The sequence below is a fragment of the Rodentibacter sp. JRC1 genome (assembly GCF_020521555.1).
Classification (GTDB): domain Bacteria; phylum Pseudomonadota; class Gammaproteobacteria; order Enterobacterales; family Pasteurellaceae; genus Rodentibacter; species Rodentibacter abscessus.
In genome coordinates this window covers 844163-867947 of the sequence record NZ_BPWA01000001.1, presented here as the reverse complement: position 1 = coordinate 867947, position 23785 = coordinate 844163, and the positions used below count along the sequence as shown (strand labels likewise).

At 41.2% G+C, this 23785-nt stretch carries 23 protein-coding genes, 1 tRNA gene and 3 rRNA genes; 18 read left to right on the top strand and 9 right to left on the bottom strand.

Going from position 1 to position 23785, the window contains the following annotated elements:
- The first annotated feature begins 12 nt into the window (after positions 1–12).
- The 11 genes from rplR to rplQ all read left to right on the top strand — a co-directional run bounded on the left by rplR (position 13) and on the right by rplQ (position 5964).
- Positions 13–366 carry a 50S ribosomal protein L18 gene (rplR, locus tag HEMROJRC1_RS03910; RefSeq protein ID WP_226691712.1) on the top strand — a complete coding sequence of 118 codons (354 nt, stop codon included), beginning with the start codon at positions 13–15 and terminating at the stop codon, positions 364–366.
- 14 nt (positions 367–380) lie between these two features.
- Positions 381–881: a 30S ribosomal protein S5 gene (rpsE, locus tag HEMROJRC1_RS03905; protein WP_005625871.1), complete on the top strand. Its 501-nt coding sequence runs from the start codon at positions 381–383 to the stop codon at positions 879–881.
- A 6-nt stretch (positions 882–887) separates the two neighbouring features.
- Positions 888–1067 (top strand): 50S ribosomal protein L30, encoded by a 180-nt coding sequence (rpmD, locus tag HEMROJRC1_RS03900; protein WP_005543631.1) that lies wholly within the window; start codon positions 888–890, stop codon positions 1065–1067.
- 3 nt (positions 1068–1070) lie between these two features.
- Entirely contained in the window at positions 1071–1505 is a 435-nt protein-coding gene (gene rplO, locus HEMROJRC1_RS03895) for a 50S ribosomal protein L15 (protein ID WP_226691711.1), read from the top strand.
- Between the two features lie 7 nt (positions 1506–1512).
- Positions 1513–2838, top strand: a complete 1326-nt coding sequence (secY, locus tag HEMROJRC1_RS03890; RefSeq protein WP_226691710.1) for a preprotein translocase subunit SecY — start codon at positions 1513–1515, stop codon at positions 2836–2838.
- Between the two features lie 28 nt (positions 2839–2866).
- Positions 2867–2980, top strand: a complete 114-nt coding sequence (rpmJ, locus tag HEMROJRC1_RS03885) for a 50S ribosomal protein L36 (protein WP_005625868.1) — start codon at positions 2867–2869, stop codon at positions 2978–2980.
- Positions 2981–3119: 139 nt separating this feature from the next.
- Positions 3120–3476: a 30S ribosomal protein S13 gene (gene rpsM / locus HEMROJRC1_RS03880; RefSeq protein WP_226691709.1), complete on the top strand. Its 357-nt coding sequence runs from the start codon at positions 3120–3122 to the stop codon at positions 3474–3476.
- Positions 3477–3488: 12 nt separating this feature from the next.
- Complete coding sequence (rpsK, locus tag HEMROJRC1_RS03875) at positions 3489–3878, top strand: 30S ribosomal protein S11 (RefSeq protein ID WP_005543603.1); 390 nt, start codon at positions 3489–3491, stop codon at positions 3876–3878.
- Between the two features lie 29 nt (positions 3879–3907).
- Complete coding sequence (gene rpsD / locus HEMROJRC1_RS03870) at positions 3908–4528, top strand: 30S ribosomal protein S4 (protein WP_194811363.1); 621 nt, start codon at positions 3908–3910, stop codon at positions 4526–4528.
- A gap of 31 nt (positions 4529–4559) precedes the next feature.
- A complete protein-coding gene (locus tag HEMROJRC1_RS03865; RefSeq protein WP_194811364.1) occupies positions 4560–5543 on the top strand; it encodes a DNA-directed RNA polymerase subunit alpha in 984 nt (327 codons plus the stop codon).
- A 40-nt stretch (positions 5544–5583) separates the two neighbouring features.
- Positions 5584–5964 (top strand): 50S ribosomal protein L17, encoded by a 381-nt coding sequence (rplQ, locus tag HEMROJRC1_RS03860; RefSeq protein ID WP_194811365.1) that lies wholly within the window; start codon positions 5584–5586, stop codon positions 5962–5964.
- Between the two features lie 522 nt (positions 5965–6486).
- On the opposite strand, the gene phoA is transcribed toward rplQ, so the two are convergent.
- The 4 genes from phoA to metN all read right to left on the bottom strand — a co-directional run bounded on the left by phoA (position 6487) and on the right by metN (position 10740).
- Positions 6487–7893 carry an alkaline phosphatase gene (gene phoA, locus HEMROJRC1_RS03855; protein WP_226691708.1) on the bottom strand — a complete coding sequence of 469 codons (1407 nt, stop codon included), beginning with the start codon at positions 7891–7893 and terminating at the stop codon, positions 6487–6489.
- 274 nt (positions 7894–8167) lie between these two features.
- Positions 8168–8983 carry a MetQ/NlpA family lipoprotein gene (locus HEMROJRC1_RS03850; RefSeq protein WP_226691707.1) on the bottom strand — a complete coding sequence of 272 codons (816 nt, stop codon included), beginning with the start codon at positions 8981–8983 and terminating at the stop codon, positions 8168–8170.
- A 37-nt stretch (positions 8984–9020) separates the two neighbouring features.
- Positions 9021–9713, bottom strand: a complete 693-nt coding sequence (locus HEMROJRC1_RS03845; protein WP_226691706.1) for a methionine ABC transporter permease — start codon at positions 9711–9713, stop codon at positions 9021–9023.
- Positions 9703–10740, bottom strand: a complete 1038-nt coding sequence (gene metN / locus HEMROJRC1_RS03840) for a methionine ABC transporter ATP-binding protein MetN (RefSeq protein ID WP_226691705.1) — start codon at positions 10738–10740, stop codon at positions 9703–9705. Before metN ends, HEMROJRC1_RS03845 begins: the two co-directional genes overlap by 11 nt.
- A gap of 293 nt (positions 10741–11033) precedes the next feature.
- Between metN and gmhB the strand changes: the two genes are divergently transcribed.
- From gmhB to rrf, 5 genes are all read left to right on the top strand, one after another.
- A complete protein-coding gene (gene gmhB / locus HEMROJRC1_RS03835) occupies positions 11034–11585 on the top strand; it encodes a D-glycero-beta-D-manno-heptose 1,7-bisphosphate 7-phosphatase (RefSeq protein WP_226691704.1) in 552 nt (183 codons plus the stop codon).
- A gap of 386 nt (positions 11586–11971) precedes the next feature.
- Positions 11972–13507 (top strand): 16S ribosomal RNA (locus HEMROJRC1_RS03830).
- Between the two features lie 94 nt (positions 13508–13601).
- A tRNA-Glu gene (locus HEMROJRC1_RS03825) sits at positions 13602–13677 on the top strand.
- Positions 13678–13881: 204 nt separating this feature from the next.
- A 23S ribosomal RNA gene (locus HEMROJRC1_RS03820) occupies positions 13882–16779 on the top strand.
- Between the two features lie 122 nt (positions 16780–16901).
- Positions 16902–17017 (top strand): 5S ribosomal RNA (gene rrf, locus HEMROJRC1_RS03815).
- Together the 16S, 23S and 5S rRNA genes with 1 tRNA gene alongside form the textbook arrangement of a ribosomal RNA operon.
- Before the next feature lie 438 nt (positions 17018–17455).
- Here rrf and HEMROJRC1_RS03810 read toward each other — a convergent pair.
- The 3 genes from HEMROJRC1_RS03810 to HEMROJRC1_RS03800 form a co-directional block, all read right to left on the bottom strand.
- The gene (locus tag HEMROJRC1_RS03810) at positions 17456–18805 is read right to left on the bottom strand and encodes an MFS transporter (protein ID WP_226691703.1); all 1350 of its coding nucleotides are present in this window, start codon (positions 18803–18805) and stop codon (positions 17456–17458) included.
- 133 nt (positions 18806–18938) lie between these two features.
- The gene (gene xerC, locus HEMROJRC1_RS03805; RefSeq protein WP_226691702.1) at positions 18939–19826 is read right to left on the bottom strand and encodes a tyrosine recombinase XerC; all 888 of its coding nucleotides are present in this window, start codon (positions 19824–19826) and stop codon (positions 18939–18941) included.
- On the bottom strand, positions 19826–20260 hold the full coding sequence (locus tag HEMROJRC1_RS03800; RefSeq protein WP_226691701.1) for a GNAT family N-acetyltransferase: 435 nt from the start codon (positions 20258–20260) through the stop codon (positions 19826–19828). Before HEMROJRC1_RS03800 ends, xerC begins: the two co-directional genes overlap by 1 nt.
- A gap of 172 nt (positions 20261–20432) precedes the next feature.
- Between HEMROJRC1_RS03800 and tpiA the strand changes: the two genes are divergently transcribed.
- Positions 20433–21200 (top strand): triose-phosphate isomerase, encoded by a 768-nt coding sequence (tpiA, locus tag HEMROJRC1_RS03795; protein ID WP_226691700.1) that lies wholly within the window; start codon positions 20433–20435, stop codon positions 21198–21200.
- A 52-nt stretch (positions 21201–21252) separates the two neighbouring features.
- On the opposite strand, the gene folA is transcribed toward tpiA, so the two are convergent.
- On the bottom strand, positions 21253–21735 hold the full coding sequence (gene folA, locus HEMROJRC1_RS03790) for a type 3 dihydrofolate reductase (protein WP_226691699.1): 483 nt from the start codon (positions 21733–21735) through the stop codon (positions 21253–21255).
- A 115-nt stretch (positions 21736–21850) separates the two neighbouring features.
- On the opposite strand from folA, the gene proB reads away from it, so the two are divergent.
- Positions 21851–22954 carry a glutamate 5-kinase gene (proB, locus tag HEMROJRC1_RS03785; RefSeq protein WP_226691698.1) on the top strand — a complete coding sequence of 368 codons (1104 nt, stop codon included), beginning with the start codon at positions 21851–21853 and terminating at the stop codon, positions 22952–22954.
- A 109-nt stretch (positions 22955–23063) separates the two neighbouring features.
- Here the strand turns inward: proB and HEMROJRC1_RS03780 are convergent, their stop codons facing one another.
- Entirely contained in the window at positions 23064–23771 is a 708-nt protein-coding gene (locus HEMROJRC1_RS03780) for a 7-cyano-7-deazaguanine/7-aminomethyl-7-deazaguanine transporter (RefSeq protein ID WP_226691697.1), read from the bottom strand.
- Positions 23772–23785: the final 14 nt, after the last annotated feature.

Below are 23785 nucleotides of genomic sequence, written 5' to 3'. Positions count from 1 at the left end.
TAAGGTAACACTATGGATAAGAAATCAGCTCGTATCCGTCGTGCAGCTCGTGCACGTCATATGATGAGAGAGCAGGGAGTAACCCGTCTGGTTATTCATCGCACTCCGCGTCATATCTACGCACAGGTTATTGCACCAAACGGTTCAGAAGTGCTTGCCGCTGCTTCAACTGTTGAGAAAGCAATTCGTGAGCAAGTAAAGTACACTGGTAACAAAGATGCTGCAGCAGTAGTTGGTAAGATTGTTGCAGAGCGTGCATTGGCAAAAGGCGTTCAGGCCGTTGCTTTTGATCGTTCCGGTTTTAAATATCATGGTCGTGTCCAAACTTTAGCGGACGCTGCTCGTGAAGCTGGTCTACAGTTCTAATGAGGTAAATTGAGATGTCAAACATCGAAAAACAAGTTGGTGAACTGCAAGAGAAGCTAATCGCAGTAAACCGTGTATCAAAAACCGTAAAAGGTGGTCGTATTATGAGTTTTACTGCATTGACTGTAGTAGGTGATGGTAACGGCCGTGTAGGTTTTGGTTATGGTAAAGCGCGCGAAGTTCCGGCAGCAATCCAAAAGGCGATGGAAAAAGCACGTCGCAATATGATTAACGTTGCTTTAAACGAAGGTACATTGCAACATCCGGTTAAAGGTGTTCACACTGGTTCCCGCGTATTTATGCAGCCAGCTAGCGAAGGTACAGGTATCATCGCAGGTGGTGCGATGCGTGCCGTATTAGAAGTTGCCGGTGTACGTAATGTGCTTTCTAAAGCATATGGTTCTACTAACCCAATTAACGTTGTTCGTGCAACTATTGATGCATTAGCAAATATGAAATCACCAGAAATGGTTGCTGCAAAACGCGGTAAAACTGTTGATGAAATTTTGGGGTAATTAATAATGGCTAAAACTATTAAAGTAACACAAGTTCGTAGCTCAATTGCTCGTTTACCGAAGCATAAGGCTACCTTGCGTGGTCTAGGTCTTCGCCATATGCACCACACTGTTGAGTTAATTGATACGCCTGCAGTACGTGGTATGATTAACCAAGTTTCATACATGGTTAAGGTGGAGGAGTAAGAGATGCGTTTAAATACTCTATCTCCGGCTGAAGGTGCGAAGCATAGTGCTAAACGCCTTGGTCGTGGTATTGGTTCAGGATTAGGCAAAACTGGTGGCCGTGGTCACAAAGGTCAAAAATCTCGTACTGGGGGCGGTGTCCGTCGTGGTTTCGAGGGTGGTCAAATGCCATTATATCGCCGTTTACCAAAATTTGGTTTCACATCAATGAAAGCTGCGGTAACTGCAGAAGTTCGTTTAAATGAATTAACCAAAGTAGAAGGTAATGTGGTAACTCTAGAAGCTTTAAAGGCAGCGAATATTTTAACTAAAGATATCCAATTTGCTAAAGTTATTTTAGCAGGTGAATTAAAATCGGCGGTTACCGTTCGTGGCTTAAAAGTAACTAAAGGTGCAAAAGCAGCGATTGAAGCTGCCGGTGGTTCAGTTGAGGAATAATTAGCATATGGCTAAACAACCAGGTTATCAAACTAGAAGTACTAATAGCGGTAAAAGTGAACTAAGAAGTAGATTGCTTTTTGTTTTAGGTGCGCTGATTATTTATCGTATTGGTTCGTTTATTCCGGTTCCTGGTATTGATGCAGCCGTACTTGCTCAATTAGTTGAACAGCAAAAAGGCACCATCATTGATATGTTTAACATGTTTTCTGGTGGTGCATTAAGCCGTGCATCGATTCTTGCGCTAGGTATCATGCCATACATTTCGGCATCCATTGTTATACAGTTGTTAGCAACGGTTTCTCCTGCTTTAGCTGAATTAAAAAAAGAAGGTGCAGCGGGTCAGCGAAAGATTACGAAATATACTCGTTATGCGACAGTAGTTTTTGCTACTATTCAAGCAGTTGCTATCTCCACCGGTTTACCTAATATGTTGCCGGGACTGGTTCCAAATGTTGGATTCGGTTTTTATTTTACTTCAGTAGTAAGCTTAGTAACTGGAACCATGTTCTTAATGTGGTTGGGTGAGCAAATTACGGAAAGAGGAATTGGTAATGGTATTTCAATTCTTGTTTTCGGCGGTATCGTAGCAGGTTTACCTTCAGCTATTTTGCAAACGATTGAGCAAGCTCGTCAAGGACAAATGCATCCGTTAGTTCTTTTACTAATTGCAGCAATTGTTTTTGCGGTAACTTATTTTGTTGTTTTTGTAGAAAGAGGACAACGTCGAATTAGAATTGAATATGCTAAACGTCAACAAGGTCGTCAGATTTTAGGTGGACATTCAACACACCTACCGCTAAAAGTTAATATGGCTAATGTAATGCCTGCAATCTTTGCATCAAGCATTATTTTATTCCCTGCCACATTGACACAATGGTTTGGTCAAAATGATAAATTTGAATGGTTGAATAATTTATCAATGTTGCTAAATCCTGGACAGCCTTTGTATTTGCTTGTTTATGCAATCGCAATTATTTTCTTCAGTTTCTTCTATACAGGGATGCAATATAATCCGCGTGATACGGCAGATAACTTAAAGAAATCTGGTGCATTTATTCCAGGAATTAGACCAGGCGAGCAAACATCGCGTTACATTGATAAAGTAATGACTCGTTTAACTTTAATCGGTGGTCTTTATGTGACGTTTGTATGTTTGGTTCCTTATATTATGACATCGGCTTGGGATGTTAAGTTCTACTTTGGTGGTACATCTCTTTTGATCGTTGTCGTTGTAATTATGGATTTCATCGTGCAGGTTCAGAGTCACTTAATGTCTTCTCAGTATGAATCTGCGTTGAAAAAAGCAAACCTTAAAGGTTTAGGACAATAATTGTCTGATTAATATAAAAGGATAAGCAATGAAAGTTCGTGCTTCCGTAAAGAAAATGTGTCGTAACTGTAAAATTGTTAAACGTGAAGGGGTTGTTCGTGTGTTATGTAGCGACCCTAAACATAAACAACGCCAAGGTTAGTCGATAATTTTTCTTGCAAAGAACCGGTTGAGCAGCTATACTGCTCAGCTCATTTATGTCCTTGGCATTCTGTTTGAGTATCCTGAAAACGGGCTTTTCAAGATCAGAATGCCAATTAATTTTAAAATAGGAGTGCATAGTGGCCCGTATTGCAGGCATTAACATTCCTGATCATAAACATACTGTAATTGCTTTAACTGCAATTTATGGTATCGGTAAGACTCGTTCAAAAGCTATCTGTGCTGCTGCGGGAATTGCTGAAGATGTTAAGATCAGAGAATTGTCTGAAGAGCAGATTGAAAAACTGCGTGACGAAGTTGGTAAATTTACTGTTGAAGGTGATTTGCGTCGTGAAGTGACACTAAACATCAAACGTCTATTAGACTTAGGTTGTTATCGTGGTTTACGTCATCGTCGTAGTTTACCGGTACGTGGTCAACGTACTAAAACTAATGCGCGTACCCGTAAGGGTCCTCGTAAGCCGATCAAAAAATAGTCGGGGTAAATAATGGCTAAAACACCAGTTCGTGCACGTAAACGTGTAAAAAAACAAGTTGTAGATGGCGTTGCACATATTCACGCCTCTTTCAATAATACAATCGTTACTATTACTGACCGTCAAGGTAACGCCCTAGCGTGGGCAACCGCAGGTGGCTCAGGTTTCCGTGGTTCTCGTAAATCAACTCCGTTCGCTGCACAAGTTGCCGCAGAACGTTGTGCCGAAATTGTTAAAGAATTCGGATTAAAGAACTTGGAAGTTATGGTTAAAGGTCCGGGTCCGGGTCGTGAATCAACAATCCGAGCATTAAATGCAGCGGGTTTCCGTATCACGAATATTACTGATGTGACTCCGATTCCTCATAACGGTTGTCGTCCACCGAAAAAACGTCGTGTTTAATGACGTAATAGGATAGTTGGAGAAAGAAAATGGCAAGATATTTGGGTCCTAAACTCAAGCTCAGCCGTCGTGAAGGCACTGATTTATTTCTTAAATCAGGCGTGCGTGCGATTGATTCAAAATGTAAAATTGATACAGCACCAGGTCAACATGGGGCTCGTAAACCGCGTTTGTCTGACTATGGTAGTCAATTACGTGAAAAACAAAAAGTTCGTCGTATCTATGGTATCTTAGAGCGTCAGTTCCGTAACTACTATAAAGAAGCAAACCGTTTAAAAGGTAACACTGGTGAAAACTTATTAGTGTTGTTAGAAGGTAGATTGGATAACGTTGTTTATCGCATGGGATTTGCTGCAACTCGTGCAGAAGCTCGTCAATTAGTGAGCCATAAAGCGATTGTTGTGAATGGTCGTGTCGTTAACATTCCATCTTTTCAAGTTTCAGTCAATGATGTTATTGCTGTTCGTGAAAAGTCTAAAAAACAAGCGCGTATTAAAGCATCATTAGAATTAGCAGAACAAAGAGAAAAACCGACTTGGTTAGAAGTTGATGCTGCTAAAATGGAAGGTGTGTTCAAACGTGTTCCTGAACGTTCTGATTTATCAGCAGATATTAACGAACATCTGATCGTTGAGCTTTACTCTAAATAATAGTTAAGCTTAAGAGCAAAGAGAGGATAAAATGCAGGGTTCTGTTACAGAATTTTTAAAACCACGCTTAGTAGATATTGAGCAAATTAGCCCAACTCATACTAAGGTGATCCTTGAACCATTAGAGCGTGGTTTTGGTCATACTCTAGGTAATGCATTACGTCGTATCCTTCTGTCTTCAATGCCGGGTTATGCTGTAACTGAGGTAGAAATCGAAGGAGTATTGCATGAATATAGTAGTAAGGAAGGTGTTCAGGAAGATATTCTTGAAGTGCTTTTAAACCTTAAAGGTCTAGCGGTTAAAGTACAGAATAAAGATGATGTTATTCTGACATTAAATAAATCTGGAATTGGCCCTGTTGTTGCAGCGGATATTACCCATGATGGTGATGTTGAAATTGTTAATCCAGATCACGTAATTTGTCATTTGACAGATGAAAACGTATCTATCAATATGCGTATTCGTGTTCAGCGTGGGAGAGGGTATGTTCCGGCTTCGGCTCGTACTCAACCGGATGAACGCCCGATAGGTCGCTTACTCGTAGATGCTTGTTATAGTCCGGTTGATCGTATTTCTTATAATGTTCAAGCCGCTCGTGTTGAACAACGTACGGACTTAGATAAGTTAATCATTGAGTTAGAAACTAATGGTACGTTAGATCCGGAAGAGGCGATTCGTCGTGCAGCAACAATCTTAGCAGAGCAACTCGATGCATTCGTTGATTTACGTGATGTTCGTCAACCTGAAGTTAAGGAAGAAAAACCGGAATTTGATCCGATTTTATTACGTCCTGTTGATGACTTAGAGTTGACAGTTCGTTCTGCTAACTGTTTGAAAGCAGAAACAATTCACTATATCGGTGATTTAGTCCAACGTACGGAAGTTGAGTTATTAAAAACGCCTAATCTTGGTAAGAAATCCCTTACTGAAATTAAGGACGTGCTCGCTTCTCGTGGCTTATCACTTGGTATGCGCCTTGAGAATTGGCCACCAGCAAGTATTGCTGAAGACTAGTTTGGTCATAGGTTAAGATTTTTCTGAGAAGGATAAGATCATGCGCCATCGTAAGAGTGGTCGTCAACTAAATCGTAATAGCAGCCATCGCCAAGCGATGTTTCGTAATTTAGCAAGTGCTTTAGTTAGTCACGAAATTATCAAGACTACTTTACCTAAAGCTAAAGAATTACGTCGTGTAGTTGAACCGTTAATTACATTAGCAAAAGAAGATAGCGTTGCAAACCGTCGTTTAGCATTCGCTCGTACTCGTAACATTGAAACTGTTACTAAATTATTCAATGAATTAGGTCCACGTTTTGCTCAACGTGCGGGTGGTTACACACGCATCTTAAAATGTGGTTTCCGTGCAGGTGATAATGCTCCAATGGCTTACATTGAGTTAGTTGATCGCCCGGAAGTTGCAGAAGCAACAGAGTAATAATTGAAAAATTAAAAAAGCCAATGGTGAGTACCATTGGCTTTTTTTAGATATATATTATGTGAATAGATGAATTATTATATTAGTATTATTTATTTCTCGATCATTCATTGTCTTGATAATATATCTCTATTAAGGTATGAAAAATTATCGTGAATCATAGTGTGAACAGCGTATTTAGTTTTTTCCTATATAGATGTCTAGCTGTTCTATTTTGGGAATATATCTCTTCAAATTGTCCGATAACCTATCAAGGTAAAAATTAGTCTTTAACTATCAACCCTATTATTGTAACTATGCAATTTGATGAAAGAAAGTGCGGTTAAAATATTGGATGTTTTGTTATCTTTATCTTTTATATTATTTTAGTGTATAAATTTTATTGCTCTTAACTTAGGAATAAAAATTAATGATTTCTTTTCAAAATAATGAAAGACTAATCTTTATGCTATAAATAGATTAGTCTTTCTCGTGTTAGTTAAACGTTTTTATTCTAGATAAGTAAGGTTTGTATCTATTTGACTATTTACCTTCTAATGCATCCTTAATAATAAAAAATATATCAGTTTGATCTAGTAAGCCGGAAAACAGATAAGATTTTGGCCCGTAAGCCGCGATGCGGAGCTGGCTGCCGGTATGTTCTTGGCTTTCATTATCTTGTGATGTGCCATAGGAAATTGTCATTATTGAACCATCTTTAGCTTTTAATGTTTGTTTTAAACCGGTCGGATTGGCTTTATTCGGAACAAGTTGACTGGTGTGAGCGTGATCGGCTGTAACGATCACTAATGTTTGATTATCTTCACGAGCAAAATCCAAAGCGACTTGTACCGCTTCATCTAAATCCACGGTTTCACCAATTTGTCCACATGGATTAGCTTTATGATTTTGTTTATCGATTGATGCCCCCTCAATTTGTAGAAAGAACCCATTTTGATTTTTTTTCAATAAATGAATTGCTTTTTTTGTCATTTGAGCCAGATTTGGTATATCTGTAGAACGCTCAGGGTTTGTTTGACAGCTAATTGGTGTATTTCGGTTACCTTCAAATGTCGCTTTTTCACCCTTCCAGCGTACAGGTAGATTTCCTGCAGAGAATAAACCTAGCACCGGAGACTTAACATTATCACCTAGTGCATTTAAATCACTGAGATTTTCCACTACTGTAAAACCTTTTTGTTCAATTTGTTGCCAAAGGGTTTGTCCTTTAAATTTACCGCTTTTTGATATTTCATCAAAAGTTTTTCGTCCACCTCCAAAAACTACGTCCGGTGGTGAGGCTAGGAACTGTTCGCTGATTGAGCCTAACCCGCCATTTTCTAAAGCATTTTCAGGACAACGTTGAGAAGTCTCTTGTGGTCCGTAACATTTCCGTTGACTGACATGTGCAAGCAATGCAGCCGGGGTTGCATCTTGGATTTCAGCTGTTGTCACGTTACCAACACTCTTCCCTAATTTTTTTGCAATTTCAGCTAAATTTTGAACCGGCTTTCCATTAATATCAACCCCAATAGCACCATTATAGGTTTTGATGCCTGATGTCCAAGCCGTTGCTGATGCGGCGGAATCAGTGACTTGTTCGATCAATTTGCTTTTTTTATCCAGTGCATAAGTCGTAATTTGTCCGGAAAATGGCAGAGAGTCCAGCCCTTTAAAGGCACCGGCAGCACCCTCGGCATAGTTACGGGCTATTGTAATTTCAGAGTCTCCCATTCCATCGCCAATAAGTAAAATTACATTTTTGACTTGTTTTTGTTGAAGCAATTCGTTCAATTCGTTTTTGGTATCCAAAGTTAAACGTTTGGCTCCTCCTTGAATTAAAATATCGCCGCTCGCTATTCTTGATGTTTCGGCATTGATGGAAAATGCCAATAAACTCATTGAAATACCCAGTAATGCAAATTTTTTTTGCAGTTTTAGCGTCATCATATTTCTCCTTAGTTTAGATTGATTTGCTTTGTAATTTGTATACTAATTTGAAAAGATGACAGTTTGATGACAACTAATTTAATTAACGGGATATTTTTTATTGAAAGTGGAGCGGGTAAAAATGCCTGATGCAGAAAGCAAGATTAATAGGAGGAAATTGAAAGAGTAAAATGGGGTATATAAGAGAAATACAAAAATCTGCACTCTAAATGATTCGTTATCTAATTTAGAGGTGCAGACTTATTCGTTATTAATTAAAAAAGTGCGGTCAAAATTACCAACCTTTTACAACACCATCTTTAAAGTGTTTTTTTGCTTCTTCATACACTTCCTCGGTTTGGTATGCTTTCACAAAATCTTGAACGGCTTTACCGTCTTTGTTATCTGTACGGGCAACAATGATATTTACATATGGAGAATCTTTGTTTTCCACAAATACACCGTTATCTTGAGCATTTAATCCAACTTGACCGGCATATGTATTGTTCACTACGGCCAAATCTACATCATCTAATGCTCGTGCAGCAACTGAAGTATCTACTTCCGAAATTTTTAAATTCTTCGGATTTTCCGCAATATCTAATACGGTTGAAAGAAGATTATTGGCATCTTTTAACTTGATTAGACCTTGCTTTTCAAGAAGAATTAACGCTCGCCCACGGTTGCTCGGATCATTTGGTACGACAACTTTTGCACCATCTTGTAACTCGTTTACATTTTTGATTTTTTTAGAGTAACCGGCTAACGGATATACGAAAGTGTTACCGACAATCACTAAGTTTGTTAAATTTTTCGCTTTTGCATCTTCATCTAAATAAGGTTTATGCTGCATTGCATTTGCATCTAAATCGCCTTTAGATACCGCAGTATTTGGCAACGCATAGTCATTGAAAAGTACAAATTCAACATTCAAGTTGTATTTTTCTTTTGCTACTTTAGCGGCAGTTTCTGCCACTTGGTGTTCAGGCCCGGCCATAACGCCTACTTTAATTGAGCTTGCTGCGCTTTCAGCCTTTTTATCATCTTTACAACCCGTTAAAACAAGTGCTGAGGCGATAGCTGTGATTGCAAATAAATTTTTTAATTTCATGATGTTTCCTTGTTTTGTTGAAATTAATGAGAAATCGTTAACGGTGATCCACGTGTTTTGCAAGCGTATCACCGAGTTTTTGGCTAACCATTACAATCGCGACAATGACGATCGTTGCAGCCCAAGTTACATAAGGCATATTGCGATATACACCATAGTTTATTGCCAAACTCCCTAATCCGCCCCCACCTTGTGTGCCAGCCATTGCCGTATAACCGATTAAGGTCACAAAGGTGAGTGTAATAGCATTGATGAGGGTGGGGAGCGATTCCGGTAAATAGAATTTACGAATAATTTGCCAATGTGTTGCTCCCATTGCTTTGGCAGTTTCTGTGAGCCCTGCAGGAATTTCAAAAAGTGCGTTACTGGTTAATCTGGCAAAAAACGGGGTGGCTGCCGCACTCAATGAAACAATCGCCGCATTAGCACCAATACTTCCACCCGGTAGCAACCAACTTGTCAGTGGAATTAATGCCAGCAATAATATGATGTAGGGGATAGAGCGCCCAATATTAATAATGACATTGAGAAAGCCGTTGAGTTTTTTATTTTCTAATATTGCGCCCTTATTTGTTAAGAACGTTAAAAATCCGATAGGCAGCCCCAATAATACTGCGATTAATGTTGAGAAAACCGACATATACACTGTTTCAAGGGTAGAAACAGCCAGAAGGCTTGCAAATTGATTGGGAAATTGCTGGCTGAATGTTGCTAACATATCATTGAACATAACCGAGAACCTCCACTCTAACATTGTTTTCCATTAAATAAATCTTGGTTTGTGTAATGGCGTCTTCATTGCCTTCTACTTCTGCAATCGTGTAGCCAAATTTCACTCCTCCGGCGTAATCAATTTGTGAGGTAAGAATGCTGAGTTCCACTCCGAATTTTTTTGAAGCCTGAGAAAGTAACGGCGCATCTACCGAACGACCGGTAAACTCAAATTTAATAATTGGATAAGCCTTGCTATGTTTTGGCGTATCGGTCAAATTTGATAAATATTCATCCGGCAAATTAATGTGAAATGTTGAGCTAATAAATTCTTGTGCCAACTGCGTTTTAGGATTTGAGAAGATTTCACCCACTGTGCCTTGTTCCACTAATTGACCTTTATCAATTACCGCCACTTGATCACAAATTTGCTTTACTACTTCCATTTCGTGAGTGATAAGTAAAATAGTAATCCCCAAAGTGCGGTTGATTTCTTTTAATAATTTTAAGATAGATTGTGTTGTTGCAGGATCAAGTGCACTGGTTGCCTCATCACACAATAACACTTTTGGATCACTAGCAAGAGCCCGAGCAATCGCTACGCGTTGTTTTTGACCGCCGGAAAGATTGCTTGGATAAGCGTCTCGTTTATCGTTTAAACCGACAAGCTCTAAAAGTGCGGTAATTTTTTCTTGAATTTTTGTTTTTGATACGCCCTCTAATTCTAATGGTAATGCGACATTTTCAAAGACGGTACGTGAGGTTAATAAATTAAAGTGTTGGAAAATCATCCCGATTTGGCGACGGGCGCGGATGAGTTCACGCTCGGATAGTTGCGTTAATTCAATATTATCAACGATGACGGAACCACCGGTCGGTCTTTCCAATAAGTTTACACAGCGAATTAATGTACTTTTCCCTGCTCCGGATGCTCCGATAACACCGCAAATTTGCCCTTTTTCGACATGTAATGAAACATTGTCAAGTGCGGTCAAATTTTTGTTTGGTAATTTAAAAGTCTTCGTAATATTATTTAGCTTAATCATGTAAGCCCTTGCTATTTAGCGTTTTAAGTTTATTTGGGTATTCTAGACGTCTAGATTGCTGTGTCAATATACGGACGGAGATATTTTTAGATGGATTGGTTATAGAGCAGTCGGAAAAGATATAATTAATGAGGAAAATGAAATTATTGAAATATGCCATAATTTAGCGATTTTACCCTGTCGGGGGAAAAGATTCTTTTTTATTATTGTTTGATAATGCCAAAGGAAGTTTTTCAATTCGTAATACTATGCGTCGGTATAACAATAAAGCGGAGATTTTAAAGGAGATAAAAATGAATAAGGCAGTATTTCTTGATCGCGATGGAACCTTAAATATTGACTACGGCTATGTGCACGAAATTGATAATTTTAAATTTATTGATGGGGTGATTGATACATTGCGTGAATTAAAAGCAATGGGGTATTTGTTAGTATTGGTTACGAATCAATCAGGTATCGCTCGTGGGTATTTTTCTGAAGATCAATTTTTGCAATTAACAGAGTGGATGGATTGGTCATTGGCAGAGCAAGGTGTGGATTTAGATGGTATTTATTATTGTCCGCATCATCCCAATGGTAAGGGTGAATATAAGGAAAATTGCGACTGTCGAAAACCAAAATCAGGTATGTTGCTACAAGCGATGCAAGAATTGGAAATCGATCCGCAACGATCTATTATGGTAGGGGATAAAGTAGATGATCTTAAAGCAGGAATCGGAGCGGCTGTAAAAACGAATGTGTTAGTTCGTACGGGGAAAGTGATAACGGAAGAGGGAGAGCGTTTGGCAGATTATGTTCTGGATTCACTTGTAGATCTACCCCGCATACTAAAAAATATACAATAAAATAGTAAAATTCACTTAAATTTCACATGGATTGAACAAGAGTTAATCAAAAGATCAAAAATCTAAATATTTTTACAAAAAAGAGTTGCAAAGGATTGTAAAATCCCTATAATGCGCACCACACAACGACGCGCTGTTGTGAAATGTTTAAAATTGCAGTGCGTCGTTTTATTTTCGCCTTATTTTGAGTTGAGTGTTCGGCTTAAGGTTGGTGGATTGCTCTTTAACAATGTATCAGACAATCTGTGTGGGCACTTGTTGATTGACTTGTTTAAAATAAATTTTAATTTTGAAGTCTTAATAAGTGCTTAACTTGAGATTCATTTTTACTTTACTTTTAAAGGTAAATAATTTTTAGTCAGTATTTATTGAGCGATTGAACTTTTGAATTGAAGAGTTTGATCATGGCTCAGATTGAACGCTGGCGGCAGGCTTAACACATGCAAGTCGAACGGTATCGGAAGAGAGCTTGCTTTTTTTTCGAGAGAGTGGCGGACGGGTGAGTAATGCTTGGGAATCTGGCCTATGGAGGGGGATAACTACTGGAAACGGTAGCTAATACCGCATAATATCGGGAGATAAAAGGGGGCGTAAAGCTCTTGCCATGGGATGAGCCCAAGTGGGATTAGGTAGTTGGTGGGGTAAAGGCCTACCAAGCCGTCGATCTCTAGCTGGTCTGAGAGGATGGCCAGCCACACCGGGACTGAGACACGGCCCGGACTCCTACGGGAGGCAGCAGTGGGGAATATTGCGCAATGGGGGGAACCCTGACGCAGCCATGCCGCGTGAATGAAGAAGGCCTTCGGGTTGTAAAGTTCTTTCGGTGATGAGGAAGGTAATGAGGTTAATACCCTTATTAATTGACGTTATTCACAGAAGAAGCACCGGCTAACTCCGTGCCAGCAGCCGCGGTAATACGGGGGGTGCGAGCGTTAATCGGAATAACTGGGCGTAAAGGGCACGCAGGCGGCTATTTAAGTGAGGTGTGAAATCCCCGGGCTTAACCTGGGAATTGCATTTCATACTGGGTAGCTAGAGTACTTTAGGGAGGGGTAGAATTCCACGTGTAGCGGTGAAATGCGTAGAGATGTGGAGGAATACCGAAGGCGAAGGCAGCCCCTTGGGGATGTACTGACGCTCATGTGCGAAAGCGTGGGGAGCAAACAGGATTAGATACCCTGGTAGTCCACGCTGTAAACGCTGTCGATTTGGGGGTTGGGGTTTAACTCTGGCGCCCGTAGCTAACGTGATAAATCGACCGCCTGGGGAGTACGGCCGCAAGGTTAAAACTCAAATGAATTGACGGGGGCCCGCACAAGCGGTGGAGCATGTGGTTTAATTCGATGCAACGCGAAGAACCTTACCTACTCTTGACATCCTCAGAATCCGATAGAGATATTGGAGTGCCTTAGGGAACTGAGAGACAGGTGCTGCATGGCTGTCGTCAGCTCGTGTTGTGAAATGTTGGGTTAAGTCCCGCAACGAGCGCAACCCTTATCCTTTGTTGCCAGCGTTTTGGACGGGAACTCAAAGGAGACTGCCGGTGATAAACCGGAGGAAGGTGGGGATGACGTCAAGTCATCATGGCCCTTACGAGTAGGGCTACACACGTGCTACAATGGCGTATACAGAGGGAAGCGAAGCAGCGATGTGGAGCGAATCTCAGAAAGTACGTCTAAGTCCGGATTGGAGTCTGCAACTCGACTCCATGAAGTCGGAATCGCTAGTAATCGCAAATCAGAATGTTGCGGTGAATACGTTCCCGGGCCTTGTACACACCGCCCGTCACACCATGGGAGTGGGTTGTACCAGAAGTAGATAGCTTAACCGCGAGGGGGGCGTTTACCACGGTATGATTCATGACTGGGGTGAAGTCGTAACAAGGTAACCGTAGGGGAACCTGCGGTTGGATCACCTCCTTAGTTAGAGACGAGCGATAACAAGTGTTCACACAGATTGGCTGATAGATTGTAGAGAAGAGAGAAAGGATTGAAGCGTAGAGTATCTTTAATTGATGTCCCCATCGTCTAGAGGCCTAGGACATCGCCCTTTCACGGCGGTAACCGGGGTTCGAATCCCCGTGGGGACGCCAATTAAAGATAACTTTAATTGGAAATCTTATTGTTCTTTAACAAATTGGAAACAAGCTGAAAACTGAGAGATTTTTTTAAGTCTGCGAAAGCGGATAGAAGAAAGTCTGAGTAATAAAAATCTTGATTGAGCAAAAGCAATCGAGTGTTTAGTTAGATTAAATAACAGCTAAAGTGTTTGGTATTGAAAACACTTGAGGTTGTATAGTTAAGTGACTAAGCGTACAAGGTGGATGCCTTGGCAATCAGAGGCGAAGAAGGACGTGCAAATCTGCGAAAAGCTTGGGTGAGTTGATAAGAAGCGTTTAACCCGAGATATCCGAATGGGGAAACCCAGTAGATGAAGAATCTACTATTGCTTAATGAATCCATAGTTAAGCAAGGCAAACCGGGAGAACTGAAACATCTAAGTACCCCGAGGAAAAGAAATCAACCGAGATTCCGTGAGTAGCGGCGAGCGAAAGCGGAGTAGCCGTCAGTGATAGCAGTGTATTAAGAAGAATCGACTGGGAAGTTGAACGAAACAGGGTGATAGTCCCGTATTCGAATGGTGCATTGTGGTACTAGGCTGACAATAAGTAGGGCGGGACACGTGATATCCTGTCTGAAGAAGGGGGGACCATCCTCCAAGGCTAAATACTCCTGATTGACCGATAGTGAACCAGTACTGTGAAGGAAAGGCGAAAAGAACCCCGGCGAGGGGAGTGAAATAGAACCTGAAACCTTGTACGTACAAGCAGTGGGAGCCTGAAAGGGTGACTGCGTACCTTTTGTATAATGGGTCAGCGACTTATATTTTGTAGCGAGGTTAACCGCATAGGGGAGCCGAAGGGAAACCGAGTCTTAACTGGGCGTTTTAGTTGCAAGGTATAGACCCGAAACCCGGTGATCTAGCCATGGGCAGGTTGAAGGTTGGGTAACACTAACTGGAGGACCGAACCGACTAATGTTGAAAAATTAGCGGATGACTTGTGGCTGGGGGTGAAAGGCCAATCAAACCGGGAGATAGCTGGTTCTCCCCGAAATCTATTTAGGTAGAGCCTTGAGCGGACACCTTCGGGGGTAGAGCACTGTTTCGGCTAGGGGGCCATCCCGGCTTACCAACCCGATGCAAACTACGAATACCGAAGAGTGATACTCAGGAGACACACGGCGGGTGCTAACGTCCGTCGTGGAGAGGGAAACAACCCAGACCGCCAGCTAAGGTCCCAAAGTTTATATTAAGTGGGAAACGAAGTGGGAAGGCTTAGACAGCTAGGATGTTGGCTTAGAAGCAGCCATCATTTAAAGAAAGCGTAATAGCTCACTAGTCGAGTCGGCCTGCGCGGAAGATGTAACGGGGCTCAAATATAGCACCGAAGCTGCGGCATCAGGATTAATTCTGTTGGGTAGGGGAGCGTTGTGTAAGCGGATGAAGGTGAATCGAGAGGTTTGCTGGACGTATCACAAGTGCGAATGCTGACATAAGTAACGATAAAACGGGTGAAAAACCCGTTCGCCGGAAGACCAAGGTTTCCTGTCCAACGTTAATCGGGGCAGGGTGAGTCGGCCCCTAAGGCGAGGCTGAAAAGCGTAGTCGATGGGAAACGGGTTAATATTCCCGTACTTGGTAAAGCTGCGATGTGGGGACGGAGCAGGTTAGGCAAGCAAGGTGTTGGAAATCCTTGTTTAAGGTGGTAGGTGGGAAGATTAGGCAAATCCGGTCTTCTTTAAACACCGAGAGCTGATGACGATTGTCTACGGACAAGAAGTTGCCGATACCACACTTCCAGGAAAAGCCACTAAGCTTCAGGCTTTACTAAACCGTACTGAAAACCGACACAGGTGGTCAGGTAGAGAATACTCAGGCGCTTGAGAGAACTCGGGTGAAGGAACTAGGCAAAATAGCACCGTAACTTCGGGAGAAGGTGCGCCGGCGTAGCTTGTAGTGATTAACTCACGAAGGGTGAACCGGTCGAAGATACCAGCTGGCTGCAACTGTTTATTAAAAACACAGCACTCTGCAAACACGAAAGTGGACGTATAGGGTGTGATGCCTGCCCGGTGCTGGAAGGTTAATTGATGGTGTAATCATTTGAGAAGCACCTGATCGAAGCCCCAGTAAACGGCGGCCGTAACTATAACGGTCCTAAGGTAGCGAAATTCCTTGTCGGGTAAGTTCCGACCTGCACGAATGGCATAATGATGGCCAGGCTGTCTCCACCCGAGACTCAGTGAAATTGAAATCGCCGTGAAGATGCGGTGTACCCGCGGCTAGACGGAAAGACCCCGTGAACCTTTACTATAGCTTGACACTGAACCTTGAATTTTGATGTGTAGGATAGGTGGGAGGCTTTGAAGCGGTAACGCCAGTTATCGTGGAGCCATCCTTGAAATACCACCCTTTAACGTTTGATGTTCTAACGAAGTGCCTGTAACGGGTACTCGGACAGTGTCTGGTGGGTAGTTTGACTGGGGCGGTCTCCTCCCAAAGAGTAACGGAGGAGCACGAAGGTTTGCTAATGACGGTCGGACATCGTCAGGTTAGTGCAATGGTATAAGCAAGCTTAACTGCGAGACGGACAAGTCGAGCAGGTACGAAAGTAGGTCATAGTGATCCGGTGGTTCTGCATGGAAGGGCCATCGCTCAACGGATAAAAGGTACTCCGGGGATAACAGGCTGATACCGCCCAAGAGTTCATATCGACGGCGGTGTTTGGCACCTCGATGTCGGCTCATCACATCCTGGGGCTGAAGTAGGTCCCAAGGGTATGGCTGTTCGCCATTTAAAGTGGTACGCGAGCTGGGTTTAGAACGTCGTGAGACAGTTCGGTCCCTATCTGCCGTGGGCGTAGGAGAATTGAGAGGGGCTGCTCCTAGTACGAGAGGACCGGAGTGGACGCACCACTGGTGTTTCGGTTGTATCGCCAGATGCATTGCCGAGTAGCTAAGTGCGGAAGAGATAAGTGCTGAAAGCATCTAAGCACGAAACTTGCCTTAAGATGAGTTCTCCCACTCTATAAGAGAGTAAGGGTTGTTTAAGACTAAGACGTAGATAGGTGGGGTGTGTAAGTATTGTGAGATATTGAGCTAACCCATACTAATTGCCCGAGAGGCTTAACTATACAACGCTCAAGTGTTTTTGTAGCGAACTGACTGAATGAGAAAGATAAGAGAGATTTTGGAGAAGATTTTTCGGCTTGTGACCAATTGTTTAAAGAGAAAGAAGCAGTTATCGAAGGATTATCCCGGCGGCGATAGTGCGGAGGTTCCACCTGACCCCATACCGAACTCAGAAGTGAAAAGCCGTAATGCCGATGGTAGTGTGGGGTTTCCCCATGTGAGAGTAGGGCACCGCCGGGTTCAAACATATCAAGCCCCTTGGACTGGTAGAGTTCAAGGGGTTTTGTTATTTCACGACTAAATTTTGGCTTACTTACTTTTTACACGTTCTTTCACTTACTGACCGGGAGTGAAGCCCAATTCTGATGTATCTATCCTATTTATTTTTAATCAATCCCTTCTAAAACATCAACACGAACGAACGTACAAAAGTGCGGTTGATTTTCCTTTCTTTTTTACTGTTTTGTGCTTAATCCGGTAAAGTGTCTTATTGAATTTCACCGTAAAATTATCGTCCTCATCAAAGTATTTTCAATTCAAAAAACTAAAATTTCCTCTAAGAGAAAAATCTAAATACCCTAAAAAGCAAAACATTTAAGGAGGTTAGTAAGTGACAGACGATAAAATACCCCCAAACTCTCAGTAATGAATGGGGGAATATATCTAATTTATGTCTATTTATTTACTACTTGCTCTTTTTTTACGTTCTAAACGTAGCACGCCTAAATGCGTCATATAACAGCAGAAAATACAACCTGCCACTGCGAATAGCAATAAGTAAAATCCGGCATCCCAGCCGAAACGTTCTGCCAAGATTCCGAATAATGCAGTGCCTGAGAAACTACCTAAAATATAACTTAATAAACCACGCAAGCCCGTTGCTGAGCCTGCTGCGAAAGAGGGTACAAGTTCAATGGTTTGAAGAGAAGATAAAAACATCGGGACATAGATTAAACAACCGATAATGCCTGCACCGATAGTGACTGTGAGCAAATCGGTTCCGCCCCAATAGGCAAACATTGCAGCTCCCACCCCGAATAATGTAATGATCGCAAGGGGCATTCGGCGACCTTTGAAATAAGTATCGGTTAACCAGCCAGCTAATAAGGTAGATGGAATTGCCGCCCATTCAAAAATGGCGAATGCGGTTGCCATTTGCCCCTTTGAAAAGCCCTTGGTTTCTAACAGATAAAGTGGTAGCCAAGTTAGTACGCCGAACCGAATCATATAGGTAAATACATCAATAAAAGAAACAAACCATACATTAATATCTTTCATTATGTAATCACGGAAGATTTCCCAGGTGCTTAAATTGATGTTTTCATTTCTGGTGACAACAAGTTCATCTTGTTCATTTTTCAAGATTTGAGCCATAGGTGGTAACCCTTCATTATAGGTTCGTCCTGCACCAAAAATATAAAAAATGATAGCAACGATTGTCGCAATGGCTACCGGGACAATAAAGTGGGCGATTTGCCAATGTTCTTGACCTAACCATGCAATACCGGCTCCGGCGATTGGAGCGACTAAGCCGCCACCTACGTTGTGTGAAATATTGAAAATTGCCGTTGTAACACCGCGAGATTTTCTCGGAAACCAGCTTGCCAGCACAATATATGCAGGGCCGGCCCCCATTCCTTGAAAAATACCGTTTAGGATGCAAAGGAATAAGAAAATCCAGAATGAAGCGCTAAAGCCCATCATTAAATTTACGATAGCGGACATCATTAAGCCGAAAATCATAAAATGTTTTGGATTTGATTTATCTGCAATGGCTGACATAAAGCCTTTACTTAAACCATAAACGATTAGCATCGTACCGGAAATAAAACCGATATCTTTTTTGGTGAATCCAAAATCGCTAATCAATTCGGGTGAAGAGAGGAGAAAATTATTGCGGAGAATATAGAACGCGGCATAACCAATAAAAATACCAAATAACGCATGCCATCTTAGACGATTGTATTGCGCTCTGATTTCTGTATCGGGAATCGGTTTCCCTTGGTTAGATTTTAAGAAAAAAAGCATAAAACATCCTTAGTATTGTGTGATTAAATATCTTTATTTGAAACAAATGAACGTTCCTGATATAAAACGGAACTAATCTCGTCCAAATTAATTTGTAACCGAATAGAAAAATACGGTTATTTTTGACCGCACTTTATTTCTTGCGTCTGGCTCGAGGGTGTGCTTGAGAGTACACATCGGCAAGGTGTTGGAAATTGAGATGGGTATAAATTTGCGTGGTTGCAAGATTACTATGCCCAAGCAATTCTTGAACGGCACGAAGATCGGAGCTTGCCTCCAACATATGTGTTGCAAAAGAATGACGTAATTTATGAGGGTTTAAATGGCTGTTTAAACCCTGACGAATTCCCCATGTTTCCACACGTTTTTGAATAGCACGATGGGATATTCGATTACCCAATTGGCTAACAAATAAAGCTTCATCTTTAGGATTAAATAACAACCGCACTTTTAGCCATTGTTGCAGCGCGTGGGAGGCATAGCGACCGAAAGGTACAATACGTTCTTTATTACCTTTTCCTAATACACGGACTTCACGAGTTCGAGTATTAATGCTGTTTAAATTAAGCCCTTGTAATTCAGATAAACGTAAGCCGGAACTATACATTAATTCTAAAATTGCACGATCACGAATATCTATAGGGTCTTTACTGTCATTAGCAAGTAGCTGTTGAACTTGCTCTCCATCAATATTTTTAGGTAAATGTTTGCTTTGTTTCGGCGCAGAAATACCTGTAGCAGGGTTTACTTTTAATTTACCTTGTCGAACTAAATAGCTTAAAAATTGGCGGAGAGCGGATAAACGTAAAGCAAGACTTTTTTCTTTTAGTCCTGCTTTTTTACTTTGTGCCAGTACGAAACGTACAACACTTGGTGTGATCTGTTGCCACTGTTGAATGCCTTGTTCGACAAGCAATTTTTGCACGCTATCAAGTTGTCGTTGATAATTATTGAGTGTATGAGGACTAACTTGGCGTTCTATACGTAAATAATCCCAGTAAGATTGTAGATCGGTTTGCATTATAAACTCAGTTCAAACAGGCTTTTTTTCGAATTTAATTTAAAACCTTCATTCTCTAATAATTTATGTTGGGTTTGCCCCAATTCGGCAACCAAACGGGTTGATTGAGTATAACGTACAAAATCTTTTGCTTTGGAAATCAGTGCAGTATAAATATTTGTTTTTTGTGCGTGTTCTTTTACATAAATATCGGTAAGTTGCCAATAGCGTTGCAATTGTAGGGAAGATAAGCGTGGATAAAGCTGAATAAATCCGACCGCCTCGTTTTCAGTGTTCACCGCAATAAAAAAAAGGCTTTCATTAAAACGAATGCGGTTAGTTAAGAAGGTTAAAGTGCGGTCAGGATTTTCCGTCATTCCATTGGCAAGACGGTAATGTTCAAAGAGAGGCAATAGCATCTCAATGTTCCATTGTTCGGCTTTGAAGATCTTCATTTTAATAAAATTGGTTATTTTTTATTGATTCTATACAGTAAATTGTAGCTTTTTCACGCTAAAGAATCACGCACTTGGGAAAAATTTTTTCAAATTTGTGATTTTGAACAAAGAATCAAAGTCAAAATTTGGTATAGTAGCCAAGTTTTTAATTAATTATGGAGAAATAAAAATGGCACGTCGTCCTTTAGTTATGGGAAACTGGAAGTTAAATGGTAGTAAAGCATTTACTAAAGAATTAATTGAAGGTTTAAAAAACGAGCTTGCGGGTGTTGAAGGTTGTAATGTTGCGATTGCACCGCCGGTGATGTATTTGGCGGAGGCGGAAGCGGCACTTGCGGGCAGCCAAATTGCGCTTGGTTCACAAAATGTCGATGTGAATGTGAAAGGCGCATTCACCGGTGATATTTCGACCGAAATGTTAAAAGATTTTGGTGCGAAATATATTATTATCGGTCACTCTGAACGTCGTACTTACCACAAAGAAAGTGATGAATTTATCGCCAAAAAATTTGCGGCATTAAAAGAAGCAGGTTTAGTGCCGGTGTTATGTATCGGTGAATCCGAAGCAGAAAACGAAGCGGGTAAAACAGAAGAAGTTTGTGCGCGTCAAATTGATGCGGTAATTAATGCTTTGGGCGTTGAAGCCTTTAACGGTGCGGTTATTGCCTATGAACCTATTTGGGCTATCGGTACCGGAAAATCCGCAACTCCTGCACAGGCTCAAGCGGTTCATGCCTTTATCCGTGGTCATATTGCAGCAAAATCTCAAGCTGTGGCAGATCAAGTTATCATTCAATACGGCGGTTCTGTAAATGATGCTAACGCAGCAGAATTATTCACCCAACCGGATATTGACGGTGCATTAGTCGGTGGTGCATCATTAAAAGCAGCGGCATTTGCGGTGATCGTGAAAGCCGCAGCGACAGCGAAAAACTAATTTCTCTTCTGCTGAATATGCAAAAAGTGCGGTCAATTTCGACCGCACTTTTTTACTTTCTGGATAAAATCAAAAAACGGCAATCATAAGGATTGGCTTCATCTTTTTCTCGATATGTTTCAAAGTCAATATGCCACTCATCCCAATTTAAAGCCGGGAAAAAAGTATCCCCTTCAATTTCCGTTTGAATTTGCGTTAAATAAAGTTTATCGGCTTGCGGTAAGTATTGTTTAAAAAGCTCTCCACCGCCGATCAACATAATTTCTTCAGAATCTTTGACAAAATCGACCGCACTTTCCAAGCTACTTTTCCAAATCACGCCTTCTTGTTCGTAAGGTTGGCGGGAAAGCACAATATTCACACGTTTTGGCAATGGGCGACCAATACTTTCAAAGGTTTTACGGCCCATAATTACGGGTTTATTCGTGGTGTTTTGGCGGAACCATGCGAGATCTGCCGGTAGATGCCAAGGCATTTTATTCTCTTTGCCGATAACATTATTGAGCGTGCTGGCAACAATTAAACTGAATGTCATAAAAACTCCTTGTTGAATTGAAGGAGACTATATCACAGCGTTGCACAATTTTAATGCTTTTTAAAAAGTTTAGTGTTAATGTGAGCGGCGTTTTCAGTATAAAAGAGAAAGAAAAATGAATAAGAAAACCATTGTTGTAAAATTTGGTACCAGCACCTTAACTCAAGGTACTACAAAATTACATTCCCCGCATATGATGGAAATTGTGCGTCAAATCGCACGGCTTCACCACGAAGGATACCGTATTGTGATTGTTACCTCAGGTGCGATTGCCGCCGGGCGACATTATTTGAATCATCCTCAATTACCGCCCACAATCGCCTCTAAGCAATTACTTGCGTCGGTGGGGCAAAGCCAACTTATTCAGGCTTGGGAAAAATTATTTGCTATTTATGATATTCATATCGGTCAAATTTTACTGACCCGTGCTGATATTGAAGATCGTGAACGTTTTCTGAATGCACGCGATACTTTGCACGCTTTGCTTGATAATCAAATTATCCCGGTTATCAATGAAAACGATGCCGTTGCAACCGCAGAAATTAAAGTGGGGGATAATGATAATTTATCCGCATTGGTTGCTATTTTGGTGCAAGCGGAACAGCTTTATTTATTGACAGATCAACAAGGCTTGTTTGATAGTGATCCGCGTAAAAATCCGCAAGCAAAACTTATTCCGGTCGTGGAAAAAATTACCGATCATATTCGTTCTATTGCCGGAGGTAGTGGAACTCACCTTGGCACAGGGGGAATGAGTACCAAAATTATTGCAGCGGATGTGGCAACCCGTTCCGGTATTGAAACCATTATTGCTCCGGGCAATCGCCCGAATGTCATCACCGATTTAGCCTATGAGCAAAATATCGGCACGAAATTTATCGCTCACCAAGCCGATCGTTTGGAAAGCCGCAAACAGTGGTTGTTTGCCGCACCTTCCGTAGGTGTTCTCACGATTGATGATGGCGCAGAACAAGCCATGCTTGTACAAAATAAATCGTTATTACCTGCAGGTATTGTTGCAGTAGAAGGGCGTTTTTCCCGTGGTGAAGTCGTGAAAATTCGTAATCGAACCGGTAAAGATATTGCGCTCGGTATGCCGCGTTACAATAATGATGCGTTGCTATTGATTAAAGGCAGGCAATCTCACGAAATTGAGCATATTCTTGGCTATGAATATGGCGCAGTTGCACTTCACCGTGATGATATGATTATTTTGTAACTTAACAATAATTTGCCGATTTATTTTTGTGTTGAAATATTTCGGCAAATGAGAGCTTAAAGTGCGGTTGAAAAACTTCTATTTTTTTGACCGCACTTTTTCATTACATTTAATCCTGTTTTATGTGGCTGCTTAATTTCTGCAGTTTGCGTAAGATGATACTTAACACCACGCCATAAGCCGGTACGAATAACAGGATACCAATAAATAATTTGAATAAATAATCAACGAAACCAAGTTGAACCCAGTGTTCCGCCATAAAAGGATCGGCGCTTTGGTAAAAGGCGATGCTGAAAAAAGCGAAGGTGTCTGCTAGAGAGCCGAATATCATCGAACTACTTGGCGCAATCCACCAGGTTTTGAGTTGGCGTAGGCGGTTGAAGACCGTTACATCTAGTAATTGTCCAACTACATAAGCAAAGAAACTCGCTGCGGCAATGCGGAAAACAAATATATCGAACGTACTCAGCGCTGCTATACCTTGAAATTGCGTATCTGAAAATAATACGGAAATCACATAGCTTATAATTAATGCCGGAAACATTACGATAAAAATAATCCGGCGTGCTTCTTTTGCACTAAATACACGCACGGTTAAATCTGTTGCAAGGAAAATAAACGGAAAAGTGATTGTTCCCCAAGTGCTATGAAAGGAAAAATCCTCTGCCGCACCAAGTGCGGTTAGTTTTAAGGTGATTTCAAAAGGAATTTGAACCAAATAATTGCTGGCGGCGATAATGAGGATATGGAAAAGACTCAACCAGATGAGTGCGTTACGTTTTTGCTGATCATTAAAGATCGGATAGGTGATATGCATATTTTACCTTTTTG

What these genes read in the sequence shown, in the direction of transcription:
- rplR (WP_226691712.1), top strand. Translation starts at nt 13, where the DNA reads ATGGATAAGAAATCAGCTCGTATCCGTCGTGCAGCTCGTGCACGTCAT.
- rpsE (WP_005625871.1), top strand. Translation starts at nt 381, where the DNA reads ATGTCAAACATCGAAAAACAAGTTGGTGAACTGCAAGAGAAGCTAATC.
- rpmD (WP_005543631.1), top strand. Translation starts at nt 888, where the DNA reads ATGGCTAAAACTATTAAAGTAACACAAGTTCGTAGCTCAATTGCTCGT.
- rplO (WP_226691711.1), top strand. Translation starts at nt 1,071, where the DNA reads ATGCGTTTAAATACTCTATCTCCGGCTGAAGGTGCGAAGCATAGTGCT.
- secY (WP_226691710.1), top strand. Translation starts at nt 1,513, where the DNA reads ATGGCTAAACAACCAGGTTATCAAACTAGAAGTACTAATAGCGGTAAA.
- rpmJ (WP_005625868.1), top strand. Translation starts at nt 2,867, where the DNA reads ATGAAAGTTCGTGCTTCCGTAAAGAAAATGTGTCGTAACTGTAAAATT.
- rpsK (WP_005543603.1), top strand. Translation starts at nt 3,489, where the DNA reads ATGGCTAAAACACCAGTTCGTGCACGTAAACGTGTAAAAAAACAAGTT.
- rpsD (WP_194811363.1), top strand. Translation starts at nt 3,908, where the DNA reads ATGGCAAGATATTTGGGTCCTAAACTCAAGCTCAGCCGTCGTGAAGGC.
- HEMROJRC1_RS03865 (WP_194811364.1), top strand. Translation starts at nt 4,560, where the DNA reads ATGCAGGGTTCTGTTACAGAATTTTTAAAACCACGCTTAGTAGATATT.
- rplQ (WP_194811365.1), top strand. Translation starts at nt 5,584, where the DNA reads ATGCGCCATCGTAAGAGTGGTCGTCAACTAAATCGTAATAGCAGCCAT.
- phoA (WP_226691708.1), bottom strand. Translation starts at nt 7,893, where the DNA reads ATGATGACGCTAAAACTGCAAAAAAAATTTGCATTACTGGGTATTTCA.
- HEMROJRC1_RS03850 (WP_226691707.1), bottom strand. Translation starts at nt 8,983, where the DNA reads ATGAAATTAAAAAATTTATTTGCAATCACAGCTATCGCCTCAGCACTT.
- HEMROJRC1_RS03845 (WP_226691706.1), bottom strand. Translation starts at nt 9,713, where the DNA reads ATGTTCAATGATATGTTAGCAACATTCAGCCAGCAATTTCCCAATCAA.
- metN (WP_226691705.1), bottom strand. Translation starts at nt 10,740, where the DNA reads ATGATTAAGCTAAATAATATTACGAAGACTTTTAAATTACCAAACAAA.
- gmhB (WP_226691704.1), top strand. Translation starts at nt 11,034, where the DNA reads ATGAATAAGGCAGTATTTCTTGATCGCGATGGAACCTTAAATATTGAC.
- HEMROJRC1_RS03810 (WP_226691703.1), bottom strand. Translation starts at nt 18,805, where the DNA reads ATGCTTTTTTTCTTAAAATCTAACCAAGGGAAACCGATTCCCGATACA.
- xerC (WP_226691702.1), bottom strand. Translation starts at nt 19,826, where the DNA reads ATGCAAACCGATCTACAATCTTACTGGGATTATTTACGTATAGAACGC.
- HEMROJRC1_RS03800 (WP_226691701.1), bottom strand. Translation starts at nt 20,260, where the DNA reads ATGAAGATCTTCAAAGCCGAACAATGGAACATTGAGATGCTATTGCCT.
- tpiA (WP_226691700.1), top strand. Translation starts at nt 20,433, where the DNA reads ATGGCACGTCGTCCTTTAGTTATGGGAAACTGGAAGTTAAATGGTAGT.
- folA (WP_226691699.1), bottom strand. Translation starts at nt 21,735, where the DNA reads ATGACATTCAGTTTAATTGTTGCCAGCACGCTCAATAATGTTATCGGC.
- proB (WP_226691698.1), top strand. Translation starts at nt 21,851, where the DNA reads ATGAATAAGAAAACCATTGTTGTAAAATTTGGTACCAGCACCTTAACT.
- HEMROJRC1_RS03780 (WP_226691697.1), bottom strand. Translation starts at nt 23,771, where the DNA reads ATGCATATCACCTATCCGATCTTTAATGATCAGCAAAAACGTAACGCA.